General features: G+C 35.9%; 13 protein-coding genes and 1 riboswitch. Of the genes, 6 read left to right on the forward strand and 7 right to left on the reverse strand.

Annotated elements, in window-relative coordinates:
- Nucleotides 1–408 precede the first annotated feature (408 nt).
- Nucleotides 409–1,728 carry a tRNA (N(6)-L-threonylcarbamoyladenosine(37)-C(2))-methylthiotransferase MtaB gene (mtaB, locus tag DIT68_RS08885; RefSeq protein ID WP_109359448.1) on the forward strand — a complete coding sequence of 440 codons (1,320 nt, stop codon included), beginning with the start codon at nt 409–411 and terminating at the stop codon, nt 1,726–1,728.
- 13 nt (nt 1,729–1,741) lie between these two features.
- Here mtaB and DIT68_RS08890 read toward each other — a convergent pair whose 3' ends face one another.
- From DIT68_RS08890 to DIT68_RS08920, 7 genes are all read right to left on the reverse strand, one after another.
- Nucleotides 1,742–2,449: an outer membrane beta-barrel protein gene (locus DIT68_RS08890; RefSeq protein ID WP_158276151.1), complete on the reverse strand. Its 708-nt coding sequence runs from the start codon at nt 2,447–2,449 to the stop codon at nt 1,742–1,744.
- Nucleotides 2,450–2,608: 159 nt separating this feature from the next.
- Nucleotides 2,609–3,379, reverse strand: a complete 771-nt coding sequence (locus tag DIT68_RS08895) for an outer membrane beta-barrel protein (RefSeq protein ID WP_109359450.1) — start codon at nt 3,377–3,379, stop codon at nt 2,609–2,611.
- Nucleotides 3,376–3,777, reverse strand: coding sequence for a hypothetical protein (locus DIT68_RS08900; protein WP_109359451.1), 402 nt, complete (start codon nt 3,775–3,777; stop codon nt 3,376–3,378). The genes DIT68_RS08895 and DIT68_RS08900 overlap by 4 nt, the downstream gene beginning before the upstream one ends.
- Nucleotides 3,762–4,349: a nitroreductase family protein gene (locus DIT68_RS08905; protein WP_109359452.1), complete on the reverse strand. Its 588-nt coding sequence runs from the start codon at nt 4,347–4,349 to the stop codon at nt 3,762–3,764. Before DIT68_RS08905 ends, DIT68_RS08900 begins: the two co-directional genes overlap by 16 nt.
- A 261-nt stretch (nt 4,350–4,610) precedes the next feature.
- Nucleotides 4,611–5,339 (reverse strand): ABC transporter ATP-binding protein, encoded by a 729-nt coding sequence (locus tag DIT68_RS08910; RefSeq protein WP_109359453.1) that lies wholly within the window; start codon nt 5,337–5,339, stop codon nt 4,611–4,613.
- On the reverse strand, nt 5,339–6,328 hold the full coding sequence (locus DIT68_RS08915; RefSeq protein WP_158276152.1) for a FecCD family ABC transporter permease: 990 nt from the start codon (nt 6,326–6,328) through the stop codon (nt 5,339–5,341). Before DIT68_RS08915 ends, DIT68_RS08910 begins: the two co-directional genes overlap by 1 nt.
- Before the next feature lie 84 nt (nt 6,329–6,412).
- Nucleotides 6,413–7,525: an ABC transporter substrate-binding protein gene (locus DIT68_RS08920; protein WP_158276153.1), complete on the reverse strand. Its 1,113-nt coding sequence runs from the start codon at nt 7,523–7,525 to the stop codon at nt 6,413–6,415.
- Nucleotides 7,526–8,043: 518 nt separating this feature from the next.
- On the opposite strand from DIT68_RS08920, the gene DIT68_RS08925 reads away from it, so the two are divergent.
- The 5 genes from DIT68_RS08925 (at nt 8,044) to DIT68_RS08945 (ending at nt 13,884) form a co-directional block, all read left to right on the forward strand.
- Nucleotides 8,044–8,484, forward strand: a complete 441-nt coding sequence (locus tag DIT68_RS08925; RefSeq protein ID WP_146194170.1) for a hypothetical protein — start codon at nt 8,044–8,046, stop codon at nt 8,482–8,484.
- A gap of 105 nt (nt 8,485–8,589) precedes the next feature.
- A riboswitch (cobalamin riboswitch) is annotated at nt 8,590–8,783 on the forward strand.
- Nucleotides 8,784–8,913: 130 nt separating this feature from the next.
- Complete coding sequence (locus DIT68_RS08930) at nt 8,914–9,879, forward strand: T9SS type A sorting domain-containing protein (protein WP_109359457.1); 966 nt, start codon at nt 8,914–8,916, stop codon at nt 9,877–9,879.
- Nucleotides 9,880–9,943: 64 nt separating this feature from the next.
- Nucleotides 9,944–11,866 carry a TonB-dependent receptor gene (locus tag DIT68_RS08935; protein WP_158276154.1) on the forward strand — a complete coding sequence of 641 codons (1,923 nt, stop codon included), beginning with the start codon at nt 9,944–9,946 and terminating at the stop codon, nt 11,864–11,866.
- Nucleotides 11,853–12,905, forward strand: a complete 1,053-nt coding sequence (locus DIT68_RS08940; RefSeq protein ID WP_109359459.1) for a YncE family protein — start codon at nt 11,853–11,855, stop codon at nt 12,903–12,905. The genes DIT68_RS08935 and DIT68_RS08940 overlap by 14 nt, the downstream gene beginning before the upstream one ends.
- Nucleotides 12,898–13,884, forward strand: a complete 987-nt coding sequence (locus DIT68_RS08945) for a T9SS type A sorting domain-containing protein (RefSeq protein ID WP_109359460.1) — start codon at nt 12,898–12,900, stop codon at nt 13,882–13,884. Before DIT68_RS08940 ends, DIT68_RS08945 begins: the two co-directional genes overlap by 8 nt.
- Nucleotides 13,885–14,226: the final 342 nt, after the last annotated feature.

Below are 14,226 nucleotides of genomic sequence, written 5' to 3' on the forward strand. Positions count from 1 at the left end.
AATAAAATCCCAGCTCGTTTGCGGGGTGCAAAGATACTGAGCTTTTTTCCATATCCAAGCTTTTTCGGAAACTATTATTGAAGTATTTTTAAATTAATGCTTAACTCTCTTAAAATGTTTGATTTAAATTGAAAAGTTTTTTTTTTAAAAAAAAACTTAGAACCACGAGACACCGTCTCGCAGGAGCTATCGGGATTTGCAAACTTGCAGGAGTGCTAATAAAATAATAGACTATATATAAGGTATGGATAACAATTGTTTCCGGATTGGAAATGATAGTAAATGAAGTTTCTTCGATATTAAATTCTTTTGCTTAATTTTGTTGTTTTGTAGAGTATCGCTGGTTATTTCTCTCTACTCTGGCGATTCCATCACTGCATAAAGACAATAAATCATTTTACATTAAATATGAATCAATATAAAAAGGTTGCGTTTTACACATTAGGATGTAAATTAAATTTTTCAGAGACGAGTACTATAGCTAGAAGCTTCGAGGAAGCTGGGTATGCAAAAGTTGATTTCGATGACACACCAGATATATTTGTAGTGAATACATGTTCGGTAACTGAGAATGCTGACAAAAAGTGTGTTCAATTGGTGAAGAAGGCTAAAAAAGTAAATCCTGAGAGTTTTGTTGTCATAATAGGTTGCTATGCACAGTTGAAACCTGAGAAAATTGCTGAGATTTATGGAGTTAATATGGTTTTAGGAGCAAATGAAAAGTTTGATATCGTAAAACACATTGAGAAAAATGAATTAAATGAGGGTGTTACAATAGAATATGGCAAAATCAAAGAAGTCCAAGATTTCGAACCTTCCTTTTCGTACGGAGATAGAACGAGGTCATTCCTTAAGATACAAGATGGCTGTGATTACTTCTGTACTTTCTGCACTATTCCATTGGCTAGAGGAAAAAGCCGAAATGCAACTATTACACAAACGGTAGTTGAAGCTGAAAAAATTGCGGATACCGAAGTAAAAGAAATAGTGCTCACTGGAGTGAATATTGGTGACTTTGGTCAAGGTAATGAAGAAGACTTCTTCGGACTGATAAAGGAATTGGATCAGATATCTGGAATTGAACGTTTTAGAATTTCCTCTATCGAACCGAATTTATTGAGCAATGAAATTATTGATTTTTGCTTAAACGATTCAAAGCATTTTGTTCCCCACTTTCATATTCCTTTACAATCTGGATCTGATGAATTGCTTATTAAAATGCGCAGGAAGTATTTACGAGAAACCTACACCAATAGAGTTGAGCAAATAAAAAGGATTTCTCCTGACGCCTGCATAGGTGTTGATGTTATTGTTGGTTTTCCTGGAGAAACGGAGGAGGCGTTTATGGAAACTTATAATTACTTAAACGAGTTAAACTTTTCTTACTTGCATGTTTTTACTTATTCTGAAAGGGCCAATACTACGGCTAACAAAATGGATGATGTTATTCCAATGCACACAAGAAAAGAGAGAAGTAAAATGCTTAGAATACTTTCAGAGAAGAAAAAGCGTGCATTTTATGAGTCTCAGATAGGAAAAAAAGGAATCGTTTTATGGGAAAGTCAAAACGATAATGGTTATATCAATGGTTTTACGGAGAATTACATTAAAGTTAAACACCCGTATGACGAAAGTTTGGAGAATAAAATGATGGAGGTAAAGTATTTGGCTATTGATGGAGATGGGTTAATGTTTTCTGAGATATTAGAGATCAATACCACAAGCTAAAACTCGTGGTAGTTTAAAAGAAATACTTGAGATTTAAAGAAAACGCTGAACCATCTATTATTCCATTAGTTACTGTTTTATTTGTTCCATTTCTATAAGCAGCTGCAACTTCGAAAGTGGGAGAAAAAGGAATTCGGCCAGACATTCCCAGGTAAAAAGTTCCACTATTTAAACTCCTGTACTCGAATCCAAGATCGGCGTTTGTGTTAAAGTCAAAGTAATCGAACCTTCCTCCTTCTATTTTAAAAAGATGTGTTCCTTGCGGATTTATTTCTGAACTGATGTTTGAAGCATTGAAATTTGTTGAGATTCCAATTCCAACATTCATATAAATATGTTTGCTTAGCTTTATGTAAACCAACATGTTTATTGGGATGTCACAGCTCACATAGCCTACCTCATCTTTAGCAATCAGACCAACACTTTTTAGATTGTAATTTACTTTATAATTTCGTCGCGTATAATTAATTCCAGTTTCGATAGCTAAGAGCTTTGTTAGACCAATTCTAACAATTCCGCCGTAAGAATATCCTACTAAAGGAGTAATTGTAGATTCGAACTCATTTTCATTTAAAACAAAAGCTTGATCGCCAACTAATCTGTTAGGAAGTATAGTCCTTACTTGAATTCCGAAAAAATTCTCAGGTTTATTCTTTGAAGTTTGTGACTTTAGGCTTGGATTTATAAGCAGCAAGGCCATGAATATGATTAGAAATTTCATTTGGTCCATTTGTTATTTAAATCAATAACGCAGAATCTAATAGAATGGTTGGGGTACCACGAGCTACAAGGTCACGTTAGCGGCACAGTGCGGTAACTTTCTAGATACTAACAAATAACGGGGTAGCGAATAGCAAAAAGAATAAAATAATTTTAAAACTTATTGTTCAATAGGACCACCTTCGAATTGGATTCCTTTTTTAGTTTTTTGATTGTGGAAGAAATACTTTAAGTTTAAGGAGAAAGTGGATCCTTCAACTGTTCCGTATGAGATTGTTTTATTGGTTCCGTGTCGATATTCTGTTGCAATGGACAAAGTTGGTGAGAAAGGCACACGACCAGAAAGTCCAAGATAGATAGTTCCATTGTCTTGGGTTCGGTATTCGAATCCAACATTTGCATTTGCATTAAAATCGAAAAACCCTAGTCTACGGCCTTCAAAAATGAATAGGTGTTTGCCTTCTGGATTAATTAGTGAGCGAATATTAGATGCATTAAAATTTCCTGATCCACCAATACTAACGTTCATAAACATCTGTTTTCCTAATTTAACGTAGACAAGAAAATCTAGTGGGATATCAAAACTAACATAACCTAATTCATCTTCTGCATAAACATTAGAATCTGCAACGGCATAGCTGGCTTTATAATTTCGTCGCGTGTAATTAATTCCTGTTTCAATAGCTAGAAGTTCTGTTAACCCAATTCTCACAACTCCACCATAAGAATATCCCATCAATGGAGCTATTGTTGTTTCGAATCCGTCTTCTTTTATATCAAATGCTTTATCACCGACCAGACCAATTGGAATTAATGGCTTCACTTGAATTCCGAAATAATTTTCTGCTTTATTCCTGTATTTTTGAGCTAATAATTCTGTACTGAAAAAAATTAGCACTAAAAGTAAAAAAAGTAGGCTTTTTAAATTCATTCTTTAATTTGATGTAATTCTGTCTTTTCTCCTATTAAATCTGGTCGTGAACAATACCCGACTGTAGCCAGAGTCATAACACCCAAACCGAATAAGACTAACGACCAACGTAAAATTTTATTGCCTATAATGAAGTTTCTGTTTCTTCCTTCCACTTGAAAATTAATCTTCTCCACTTTTGAATGGTCACGGTTATGAATTCCAAAAAGAAAATAATTTTTTCCACGGGTATCCTCTTGACCCTTTTCAAACCAAATTTTATTGGCTTTTAAAGTTTGCTCAAAATCATCAGCTCTTTTTTTATCAGCAAAACGAAAAACGACATAGTTGGGATTTGAAGGATGGCGAACATAATTCACCAATCCTAAATCTATAATATTTTCTACTTTTGAATCCATTCGGTTACATATTCTATTGGTTTACGCTGACCTTTTGGCCATTCTTCTCCTGGATACCCAACATAAAAAAGGCCTAAACAAAGGTCTTTTGGACCAATATCTAAAAACTCTTTCATTTCATTGGTATATACCAATTTTGGAGTTGCCCAGAAACCTCCTAGTCCGTATGCGGTACAAGTAAGGTGTATATTCTGGACGGCACAGGCAACGGCGGCGATTTCTTCTATTTCTGGAATTTTTTCTGATGCTTGTCTTTCCATACAAATAGCGATTACTGCAGATGCTTTTGCCGGTCTGTTGGTCATACGGGCCAATTTTACTTCATTTACTTCCTTCGAGGGAACCTTATCGATATATAAGTCGCGCATGAATTCGCCCAAACGCGTCTTGCCTTCTTCCATAAAAACTTTAAACCTCCAAGGCTGAGTTAATCCGTGGGAAGGTGCCCAAATCGCATTATTCATTAACAACTCAACCTGCTCTCTGTGTACTTTTCTATCGCTAAAAAACTCAGGGTAGATGGTCCTTCTGTCTTTTATTAACTCTGTTATCTCACTTAAATTGTATTTCATCTTATTGAGCTTAAATTTCGAATGCAAAGATATTATGAATATTGTGAGTAAACGTTATAAAGAGGATAGTATTTTTGAAACCACGATAATCTCGCGGTAGCGTTATTGCATGCAAAGATGAGCGGAGATTTGAAGAGTCTGCTGAGATAAAAAGAGTATTCCGTTAAGATACAAACCCGATGCAAACCACGAGACAATCTCGCGGGAGAAACGTGACACGCCGAAGGAATAACAGTTCAACAACAGCAAATAGAACAGGTTTTATTTGAAGACTTTTTTAACTATTTCTTCTTTGTTAAAAGGTGTTTTAAAATCTAAAAGCATTTGAGATTCTGCGTCTATAGCGATCACTCTGCTACAATATTCGAAGCACAACTCTAAATCGTGTGATGATATGAAAATAAGCTGGTTATTTTTCACTGCAATATCCTTTAATAATTGTAACACCTTTCTTCGGTTGTTGTAATCTAAAAAGGCTGTGGGCTCGTCGAGTATCATAATTTTGGCTTCCTGTGCCAAGGCTTTTCCTATCATTGCAATTTGGCGTTCTCCGTCACTTAAGGTCACCGTGTTTTTATTCGTAAAATCTGACAAGCCTAATTGATTCAGTACTTTTTTCACCACCGCTTGATCTTTCTCAGTTAGTTTATTTAACATGTTGGTATAGGGTGCTCTTCCCATTGCAACAAGGTTGTAAACAGTTAAGTGCTCCACTCCTCCGAACTTTGATGGAACAAAACTTAAATGCTTTGCTTTGTCCATTCTTGAAAGGTCTTTCCAATTTTGACGATCAATTGATATTGCACCTGACAAGGGTTCTTGCTCACCTAAAATAGTGTTGAACAAGGTGGTTTTCCCTGATCCGTTAGGTCCAATAACCGCTACAAATTCTCCAGGATTAAATAGCAGCTCATCTGATGAAAAGAGCAAGCTTTCTTTTTTGTGCTTTATCTTACTGAACCCGATATGTAGATTTTTGAATACTAACATTAGAACTTCTTCATTATTATCCACATCACAACTGGTGCTCCTACTAAGGCTGTTAATGCATTTAATGGCAAATTAACGTAAGGTAAAAGCAGTTGCATGGTGATGTCACAAATTACTATAAGAAGTGCGCCTCCCAGCAAACTCCCAATCAACAAATGATAATGATTCGTCGTTTTATAAATCATTTTTACCATGTTAGGAACAACGAGTCCAACAAACGCAATTGGTCCACAAAAAGCTGTAACCACCCCCGTTAGAATAGCCGTAGCCACAATAATTAAAAATCGTATTGTTTTAACGTTAACCCCCAATAAGGATGCACTTTTGTCTCCAAGTAAAAGTAAATTCAATGGCTTCACTAATGCTAAAGAAAGCAGTGCTCCTATGATTACAACAAGTGACAAAATACCCAATTGATTAAATTCAACTCCTTGTAATGAACCAAAACTCCAAAGCATAAAAGATTTGAGGTTATTTGGATCTGCGTACGCTTGAATTAAACTCACCAAAGCTCCAGCGAAACTTCCAAACATGATTCCTACCAACAAAAGCGATACTTTATTTTTTACGTAAATGGAGCAAAATAGAATAAAAACCCCAGCGCCCGACGCCCCAATCACTGCAGCAGCAATCAATCCTAGGTCACTTCCAAAAAATGAAAAGGTAGACATTGTACTTATGGCTACCAGGAGGGAAGAACCTGAGTTAATTCCGAGAACATAGGGCCCTGCCAAGGGGTTTTGAAACAATGTTTGCATCAACAAACCAGCAATGGAAAGTGCTGCACCAGACATTATTGCAGTGAGCACTCTAGGAAAACGAAATACCCGAACGGTTAGCTCTGCTGTGGAGGATGAGTCATAGTTAAAGATACCATTAAAAATATCGTTAAAACCTATGGAAAAACTACCCAAAGTAAGGTCAAAAATCACCAAAGCCAAGAGCAGCAGAAACAACAATCCACTTGTTCTCCAATATTTCTTATTCACAACATCCATGTTTGGCAAAGGTATCAAGCGGAATTTAAAATAGGCCCATTTGCGTGTACTATTTTTAGTATACGCTAAAGGACATTAAGGTAAAAGCTCGTAAAAGGTTAATTCTTTGTCTTCGAAAAGATCTGGATGAAATATTTTACCTAAATCCTCTAAGACTTTATGTGGTTCGATAGGTGAGTTTTCCCAAAAACAATTGGTATTGTTGAAATAGCTAAATAGCTTTCCTGTCTTTACCGCTTTAAGCATTCCAAATTTTTGACTTTGCTTTAGCAGTTCTTCTTTTGATGAAGCACCAGCATTTAACCAAAATTCTGTTTCTTGATTATTGGTTATTACATCTTCCAAACTTAAAGTTAAGCTAGCTGTTCCTTTTGTTCTGCTATACACATAATTGATATTTGCATCTTTGAAAAATTGGGCCATAAAACTCTCACCTGCAGGAACATTAAATGCATCTCCAAAGTAAGTTCCTGCAAAAACGCTAGGTCCCTTATCGGCTAATTTTAGTTTATCTGTGATGGCGTAATACTTAGCTTTTATCTCTTCGAAAATTGCTTTTGCTTCTTTCTCCTTTTGGAAAAGTGCACCATACACCAAAATCCACTCTGCCCTTCCCATAGGGTGAGTTTCTTTCCACTCAAATATTTTAAAAGTCTTTAAGTTTGCCTGAGCCAGTTTGTTTAGAATTGGTGCATCATCATTAAAACCTGAATAAAGAATAATATCTGGATTTACTGCTACGAAGGCCTCCGCATCCGACATTCCTATATCGCCTACCTCCGTGACTACAGCTTTACTTACTGGATTACATAAGTAATCGTATTTTGATACTCCAGCAATCTTGTCTCCAAGGCTAAGCTTTCGGAGCATTCCTACCTGAGTTGCGGATAGCGCGACAACACGATCCATATTCTTTGGGAAGAAATCGGCTTCACTTTCCTCTGTTTTTGAAACCTTGTAAGAATTAAGTACGACATCTGTGTCGGGATCAATAATATTGATTTCTATGAATGCTCGGTGCTGAATTATTTGAAAAGCTTTAGCAAATTCGTTTTCTAGAGTATCAATATCTTGAATGCCCTTTACAATTGCAAAGTCTTTCTTCTGCTCTCCCTCGCAAGCTACTGCAACAAAAAAAGCAAAGAAAATCAAGGTAAAGTACTTACCGAAAGTCAATAAATTATTCATGTTCATTGTTATAAATAAGGATAAAGTGACGCTTTTAAGTGCGTAAAAATAGGATGAAAATTGATTTAGCTTTGCTATTATTCGTTAAAAAACAAGTGCTACAAGCAAAACAACGCTTTGTTTATGTCAAAATGAAAAGGAATAAGCTTTTTGTTCTATGTGCCGGAAGACCTGGTAACTTTTGAAAAAAATATCAAAATTTACCTCGAAAATTCGGGTGTTTTTTTGTTGCTAGGACTTTGGTTTAAAGTTCTAAGGTTTGTATCACATAAAACCGATTTCAAACTCAACATTATTGTCAAAGCACAACCGTGCCCTTTTAGTCGAGATCTGACAAAATTCCAATCATTTCATTTGCATTAAATTCAAACGAGTAGGAATAAAAACAGATATCATCTCTAAATAATTTCATAAAACAAAAAAAATATGGATATTTACGGAGTTATAAAAAAACAGAAGTACTTCATTGAAAAGTAATTCAACTAAACGAAACGGATAATTTCAAATATAAAAACTCTATGAAAACAATAAAACTACTCTCTCTTGGCCTATTCGTAGCCGGTGCAATGTTACTGACAAGCTGTAAAAAAGAAGGGTGCACAAACCCTGTGGCTGACAATTATGATGCTGAAGCAAAAACAAGTGATTTATCTTGTGTTTATACCGTAGATGCCGTTTTCTGGTTTAAAGAAAGTGTTTCTATTGCATTGCAGGCTGCCGAAATTAATAAGCTAACTTACCTTTTAAACGGAGAGCCTTTTGGAACTTCAAAAACAGATGTTTTTTGGGAGGAAGCACCAGAATGTGGGAGTGCAGGATCAATAAAATTTAGTACAGAGCTTAAAGAATCTAATTCTGAACCTTTTTATTACTCAGTTACAGACGAAGAAGGGTTAGAACTTTGGAGAGAGATTATCACACTAGATACAGACTCATGTAGAGTTATTCTTCTCGAGTAAAGTCAAGCTCTTGATAATGGAAAATTAGCGTCCGCACAGCAGTTTTGTTGTGCGGACTTTTATTTCTTCTTAAATCAGAACTTGTTTTATCCGAAAATCAATCTAACTTTGCATTACATTTTAGAATTGTATGTTGAAAATCATACGTTAAGGAATCTTGTGAAAATCAAGAACTGTATCTGCAGCTGTTAGCTTTATAAGTTCTTTTCCAAAACACCACTGACTTGTCTCTCGACGGTTGGGAAGGTGGAAAAGAATAAAAAGTAAGTCAGAAGACTTGTCTAAAATGCGTTTAAGGAGACTTCAGAATAAAGTCGGACTTATCATATAGACTGTGCAAAAATGAACATACAGTTTTGATATTTCTTTTATTTGCGGGCTTTTGCCTCAATTGACGTCTTCATTTTATTAATTATTTAATCTTTAAAAATGAAGAAAATTTATTTTCTAGCAAGCGCGCTTCTTGCTGCAACAACTCTAAATGCGCAAACTACAGTAGACTTTGAAGATTTAACACTTCCAGCAGAATCTTTTTACAACGGAGATGACGAAGCAGGCGAGTTTGTTAGTGGTGGTGTAACTTTTGGTAACGAATACGTAACAGCTTGGGGCTCTTGGACTGGTTTTTCCTACTCCAATATTACTGACAATACTACCCCAGGGTATATTAACCAATACAGCGCTATTCCAGGAAGCGGAAGCAACGGTTCAGAAAACTACGCTGTATACTACAACGCTGACACACTTTACCTCCCAGGAAATGATAACAATCTTGTAAGTGTTAATTTAACAAATAATGCTTATGCTTATTTTTCAATGAAGGATGGTGATGCTTATGGTAAACAATTTGGTTCAGCAAATGACGCAAATGGAGATCCTGATGGTACAAATGGTGAGGATTTTTTCTATGTTACAATTTTCAACCATGATGCTGCAGGTAACAAAACAGATTCTATAGATTTCTATTTGGCTGACTACCGCTTTCCAGACAATAACGATGACTATATCGTCGATACTTGGGAGACTGTTGACCTTTCAGGATTTACCAACACAAACTTCCTAACTTTTTCTTTTAGCTCTTCTGATGTTGGAGGAATCGGAGTTAACACACCTCAGTACTTCGCAATGGACAACTTTGTTTATGAAAGTACAGTTGGTGTAGACACCTACGAAAGAGCAGACTTTGCAATGTATCCAAATCCTGCAGAATCAACTTTAAACGTTGAAGGAGTGACTGGTGATTACAAAATTTTCAATTCAAATGGTTCAATCGTAAAAGAGTTTAACAACTTCAATGTTTCAACGATAGACATTTCTGACTTAACCCCTGGTATTTATTTAGTAAAAGTTTCCACTGCATCAACATTTGGTACAAGAAAACTGATTGTTAGGTAACATGTATACGCAAGGCATAAATAGTGGGTTTTCAGCTGTTGTTTCAACATGTTGCCTTCTATTTATGCCTTATTTCTTGTTTGGTCAAAAAGATACTACTGTTTTTAATGAGGTAATCATTAGAGGCAATCACTTAAAAATTGAGGAACATACTTCTTTAAACCAAAAACAAATTGAGCAGCTAGCCCCAAACGATTTAGGCAGTCTATTGCAGTACATCAACGGAATAACGATAAAAAGTTATGGTGGAATTGGTGGAATGAAAACACTTTCACATCGGGGTTTAGGAGGTGAACACTCACAATTAATGATTGATGGGTTACCAATGAGCGACCCACAAAATGGTCAAACCAATTTAGCCAATATCCAACTCAACAACGTGGAGGAAGTTGCACTTAACCAACAGAATTCTGGACAACTAGTTCCTATTTCTGGTCTGGTAAAAGGAAGCGCGGTACAAATTAAAACCTTTGACCAGCAATTCTCTCCGCACAAACTATCTATTCGAAGCAGCTTAACTCTGGGGAGTTTTGGTCAAAAAGAGGGTTTTCTTGGATTAAAAAAAGGAGGTAAGCGTAATTTTGTGAGCTTAGCGGGTGGCTATAGAAGCTATGACGGAGATTACCCCTACGAGTTGAAGTTCGGAAATGAAACAAAGAAAGTGCACCGAAGAAATAATGCTTTAGACGAATACAATATTTCTTTAGGAGCTGGGGTAAAGTGGCGCAAAAGAAAAACCAGTCACCAATTAAAATTTTCTGGGAAAAGAATTGCGATCGACCAAGAGCTTCCTGGCGCTGTTATTTTATACAATAACATGGCACAAGAAACACTAAAAACAGAAAACACTAATCTCGGCTTCAATTATTCTTTGTTCAACCAAACATTAGCGGTGAAAGCTTTCGCACAATATGCGCATCGCTTTACACACTATAACGACCCTACCTATCTGAATTCTGCTGGTTATTTAGACAATCAATATACCACCAACTCATTCTCAGGAGGTTTTCACTTGAGATATAAATGGAATAACTTTACTTTTCACGCAGGAAATGATTTTACTTACGATGCACTTAAAAGTACAAGAAATTTAGGCGAACCCAGCAGAGAAACCAATATTTCAATGTTAAAAACCCGGTATCAAGCAAAGTACTTTAGTATTGAAGCTAGTGCGTTTAATCAAACATTTATCGATCAAAATAAGATACAGGAGCACAGGAAAAATTACAACAAGGTTCACCCTCAATTGGCTTTGTATACATCTGACGAACTTTTTAAACAACTTCAGTTTTTTATTTGGTACAAACCATCATCCAGAGCGCCCTCATTTAACGAATTATATTATTCTCAATTGGGTAACACTTCGTTGACACCTGAAGAATCATCTCAAATTAATTGGGGTACACGCTACGTCAAGTCATTCAAGAGAGTAGAACTTTCAATTCAAGGGAATATTTTTAAAAACCTAGTCAGTAATAAAATAATCGCACTTCCCACCCAAAACTTGTTTGTTTGGTCAATTCAAAACATAGGTAAAGTTGACATCGTTGGAGGAGACCTTCATTTAAATGTAAACATAGCACTCAATAAAGACTGGGCTTTACAACTTCAAACTGGAGCGAGCTATCAACAAGCGCTTGACATAAGTGACGAAAACGGACCAACCTACCGAGACCAAATTGCTTACACGCCAGCATTAACTGGAAATGCAATCGCTAGAGTGCGATATAAAAAGATTGGACTTAATTTTTCAAGCCTATATATTGGTGAACGTTATAGTTTAAATGAAAACATCCCCGGCAACCGTTTGGATCCTTATTTAATCTTTGACCTTTCAGCAAATTATTCGTTAAAAATAAGATCAAAACAACAGTTAAAACTACAGGCAGGGATTAAAAACTTGGGTAATGTTTCTTATAATTTCATAAAGTACTATGTGATGCCAGAAAGAAATTACTTTATAAAACTAAGCTATGAATTCAATTAAATACTTTCTAATTACATTACTCTTTTTGGTCTCTTGTAAAAAGGAAACAGTAGAAGATATCCCCATGGCCAATTCACTAGAAAATGGAATTTTGGTATTGAATGAAGGCTTGTTTCAGCACAACAACAGCTCCTTATCTTGGGTTAACTTGGCCACTAACGAGGCAAAACACGAGGTTTTCTTAAACAAAAACAGCCGTCCTTTGGGCGATACAGGAAATGACATGATTGCCTACGGTGGTAAAATCTATATTGCTGTAACTGGTTCCAGCACACTTGAAGTGCTCGACAGAAAGACCTTGCAAAGCATAAAACAAATTCAATTTAATTACAATAATCAGTCACAGGAACCGCGCAATATTAGCTTTCATGAAGGCAATGTTTTTGTTTCAAGCTTTGATGGATATGTTAGTGTAATTGATACAACTGCATTAAAAATACAACAAAGAATTAAGGTTGGTAGAAACCCCGAAGGACTGTGTATTCAAAATCAATCACTTTACGTTGCAAATTCTGGAGGACTAGACTTCCAAAATGTGGATACCACGGTTTTTGAAATTGACCTGAATTCTATGAGTGTTGTTGATACTTTTGTTGTTGGAGCAAACCCAGGTGATATGATATCAGACGATTTCAACAATGTTTATGTAGTAAAAAGAGGTAACTATTCCAGCGATCCATCAGAATTAATTCGTATCAATACCATGGACCAAACCGTTAGCAATTTAGGGATTCCTGTTTCTACTCTTTCAAAAAGAGGCAATCTAATGTACCTTAGTTATTTCAACCATAACACCGCTTCGTCAGAGGTTTCTATTTTTGATTGTTCAACCCAATCCTTGATCGATCCCAGCTTTATAGACAATCAAGAAATCACCACTCTATATGGTGTGGAAGCTTTTAAGGAGAACCAAATTATTTGTTTAGACGCTATGAGCTTTACAAACACAGGATATTTACGTTTTTTTAATCAGTTCGGGAATCAGACAAAAAGCATTCAAGTCGGTTTAAACCCCAATTCAATTTTACATTATGAATAAGTATATTTTTATTTTAATTAGCACTGTTTCCGCTTTTACATTTGGTCAATCCTATGCTCCGGCTGCAGGTCAACCAGGATCTACAGCCATTCCCTATGACGATCCAAGTATTGTGAACTGGGCAAGTAATGTAGAAATTCAAAGGGGCTTTCTTGATATTAGCGACACTACTTTATATCAAGTTGGCTCTAACAGGGCTAGCTTTGGAAGTCCTGTAGATGCTGTTGGCCCTGCAACCACCATTACAACAAACACCGTTTCTTTAGGTGACAGTGGTGTTGCGCTTGTAACTTTCCCCTTCCCCATCACAAATGGAAATGGATTTGACTTTGCTGTTTTCGAAAATGGATTTGATGATAACTATCTGGAATTAGCACACGTTGAGGTGAGTTCAGATGGCATCAATTATGTAAGATTCCCTTCTCATTCAGAGACACAAACCAACACATCAATAGGAGGATTTGGATATTTAGATCCTACTCACTTATACAATTTAGCAGGAAAATACCGCGCTGGATGGGGAACTCCTTTTGATCTTGAAGAGTTAAAAGATAGTGCAGGCTTAAATGTTAATGCCATTACCCATGTCAAAATTATTGACGTTGTAGGAGCAATAGACGCTTATGGCACGAATGATTCCTACGGCAATAAAATTAACGATCCCTACCCTACTCCCTTTTCTTCTGGGGGATTTGATTTGAGTGCAATTGGAGTTATCCATCAATCTAGCTTAGGCTTAGCTTCGGAGGATTATAATTTTAATATTTACCCTAATCCTAGTAACGGAGTCTTTACGATCGCAACAAACGGATTGGCCCCTAATTCTCTTATAATTACCAACAGTTTAGGCCGAATTGTAGAAGAAATCAACATTTCCGATGGACAGAACAAAATTACTGTTCAACTGTCTAAGGGGGTTTACTTTATTCATGATAAAAATTCTGGCATATCTAACTCCCAAAGAATTATTGTCCAATAATGACTTCTAGACTCTCTGCTGTCACATTCTGCAGAGATTAGTAGTTTCTGTAGAAAACAATATTTGAGAAACACAAAAAGCATTTTCACAGTGTTTTCAATAGCTTGATAACGAAAAGAAGAACATAGCACAAAAAGTGAGAAGACAAAAGCAGTGTTACAGTCCATTATTCTCTCCCATCATCTAAATGTTAAGCTTCAAATAGTCCGCAAGCAAACACCGGATAAAATCAAGCAATAATGATTAGTGGTTTACAATTCCAAATTTTATTTTGGTGTTAATCCTTTTTTCATTTAAAACTGTAACATTTCGTCCTTAAAATCGTTATTAAAGCTATATTTA

Source organism: Brumimicrobium oceani, from assembly GCF_003143775.1.
GTDB lineage: Bacteria > Bacteroidota > Bacteroidia > Flavobacteriales_D > Crocinitomicaceae > Brumimicrobium > Brumimicrobium oceani.

What these genes read in the sequence shown, in the direction of transcription:
- mtaB (WP_109359448.1), top strand. Translation starts at nt 409, where the DNA reads ATGAATCAATATAAAAAGGTTGCGTTTTACACATTAGGATGTAAATTA.
- DIT68_RS08890 (WP_158276151.1), bottom strand. Translation starts at nt 2,449, where the DNA reads ATGAAATTTCTAATCATATTCATGGCCTTGCTGCTTATAAATCCAAGC.
- DIT68_RS08895 (WP_109359450.1), bottom strand. Translation starts at nt 3,379, where the DNA reads ATGAATTTAAAAAGCCTACTTTTTTTACTTTTAGTGCTAATTTTTTTC.
- DIT68_RS08900 (WP_109359451.1), bottom strand. Translation starts at nt 3,777, where the DNA reads ATGGATTCAAAAGTAGAAAATATTATAGATTTAGGATTGGTGAATTAT.
- DIT68_RS08905 (WP_109359452.1), bottom strand. Translation starts at nt 4,349, where the DNA reads ATGAAATACAATTTAAGTGAGATAACAGAGTTAATAAAAGACAGAAGG.
- DIT68_RS08910 (WP_109359453.1), bottom strand. Translation starts at nt 5,339, where the DNA reads ATGTTAGTATTCAAAAATCTACATATCGGGTTCAGTAAGATAAAGCAC.
- DIT68_RS08920 (WP_158276153.1), bottom strand. Translation starts at nt 7,525, where the DNA reads ATGAATAATTTATTGACTTTCGGTAAGTACTTTACCTTGATTTTCTTT.
- DIT68_RS08925 (WP_146194170.1), top strand. Translation starts at nt 8,044, where the DNA reads ATGAAAACAATAAAACTACTCTCTCTTGGCCTATTCGTAGCCGGTGCA.
- DIT68_RS08930 (WP_109359457.1), top strand. Translation starts at nt 8,914, where the DNA reads ATGAAGAAAATTTATTTTCTAGCAAGCGCGCTTCTTGCTGCAACAACT.
- DIT68_RS08935 (WP_158276154.1), top strand. Translation starts at nt 9,944, where the DNA reads ATGCCTTATTTCTTGTTTGGTCAAAAAGATACTACTGTTTTTAATGAG.
- DIT68_RS08940 (WP_109359459.1), top strand. Translation starts at nt 11,853, where the DNA reads ATGAATTCAATTAAATACTTTCTAATTACATTACTCTTTTTGGTCTCT.
- DIT68_RS08945 (WP_109359460.1), top strand. Translation starts at nt 12,898, where the DNA reads ATGAATAAGTATATTTTTATTTTAATTAGCACTGTTTCCGCTTTTACA.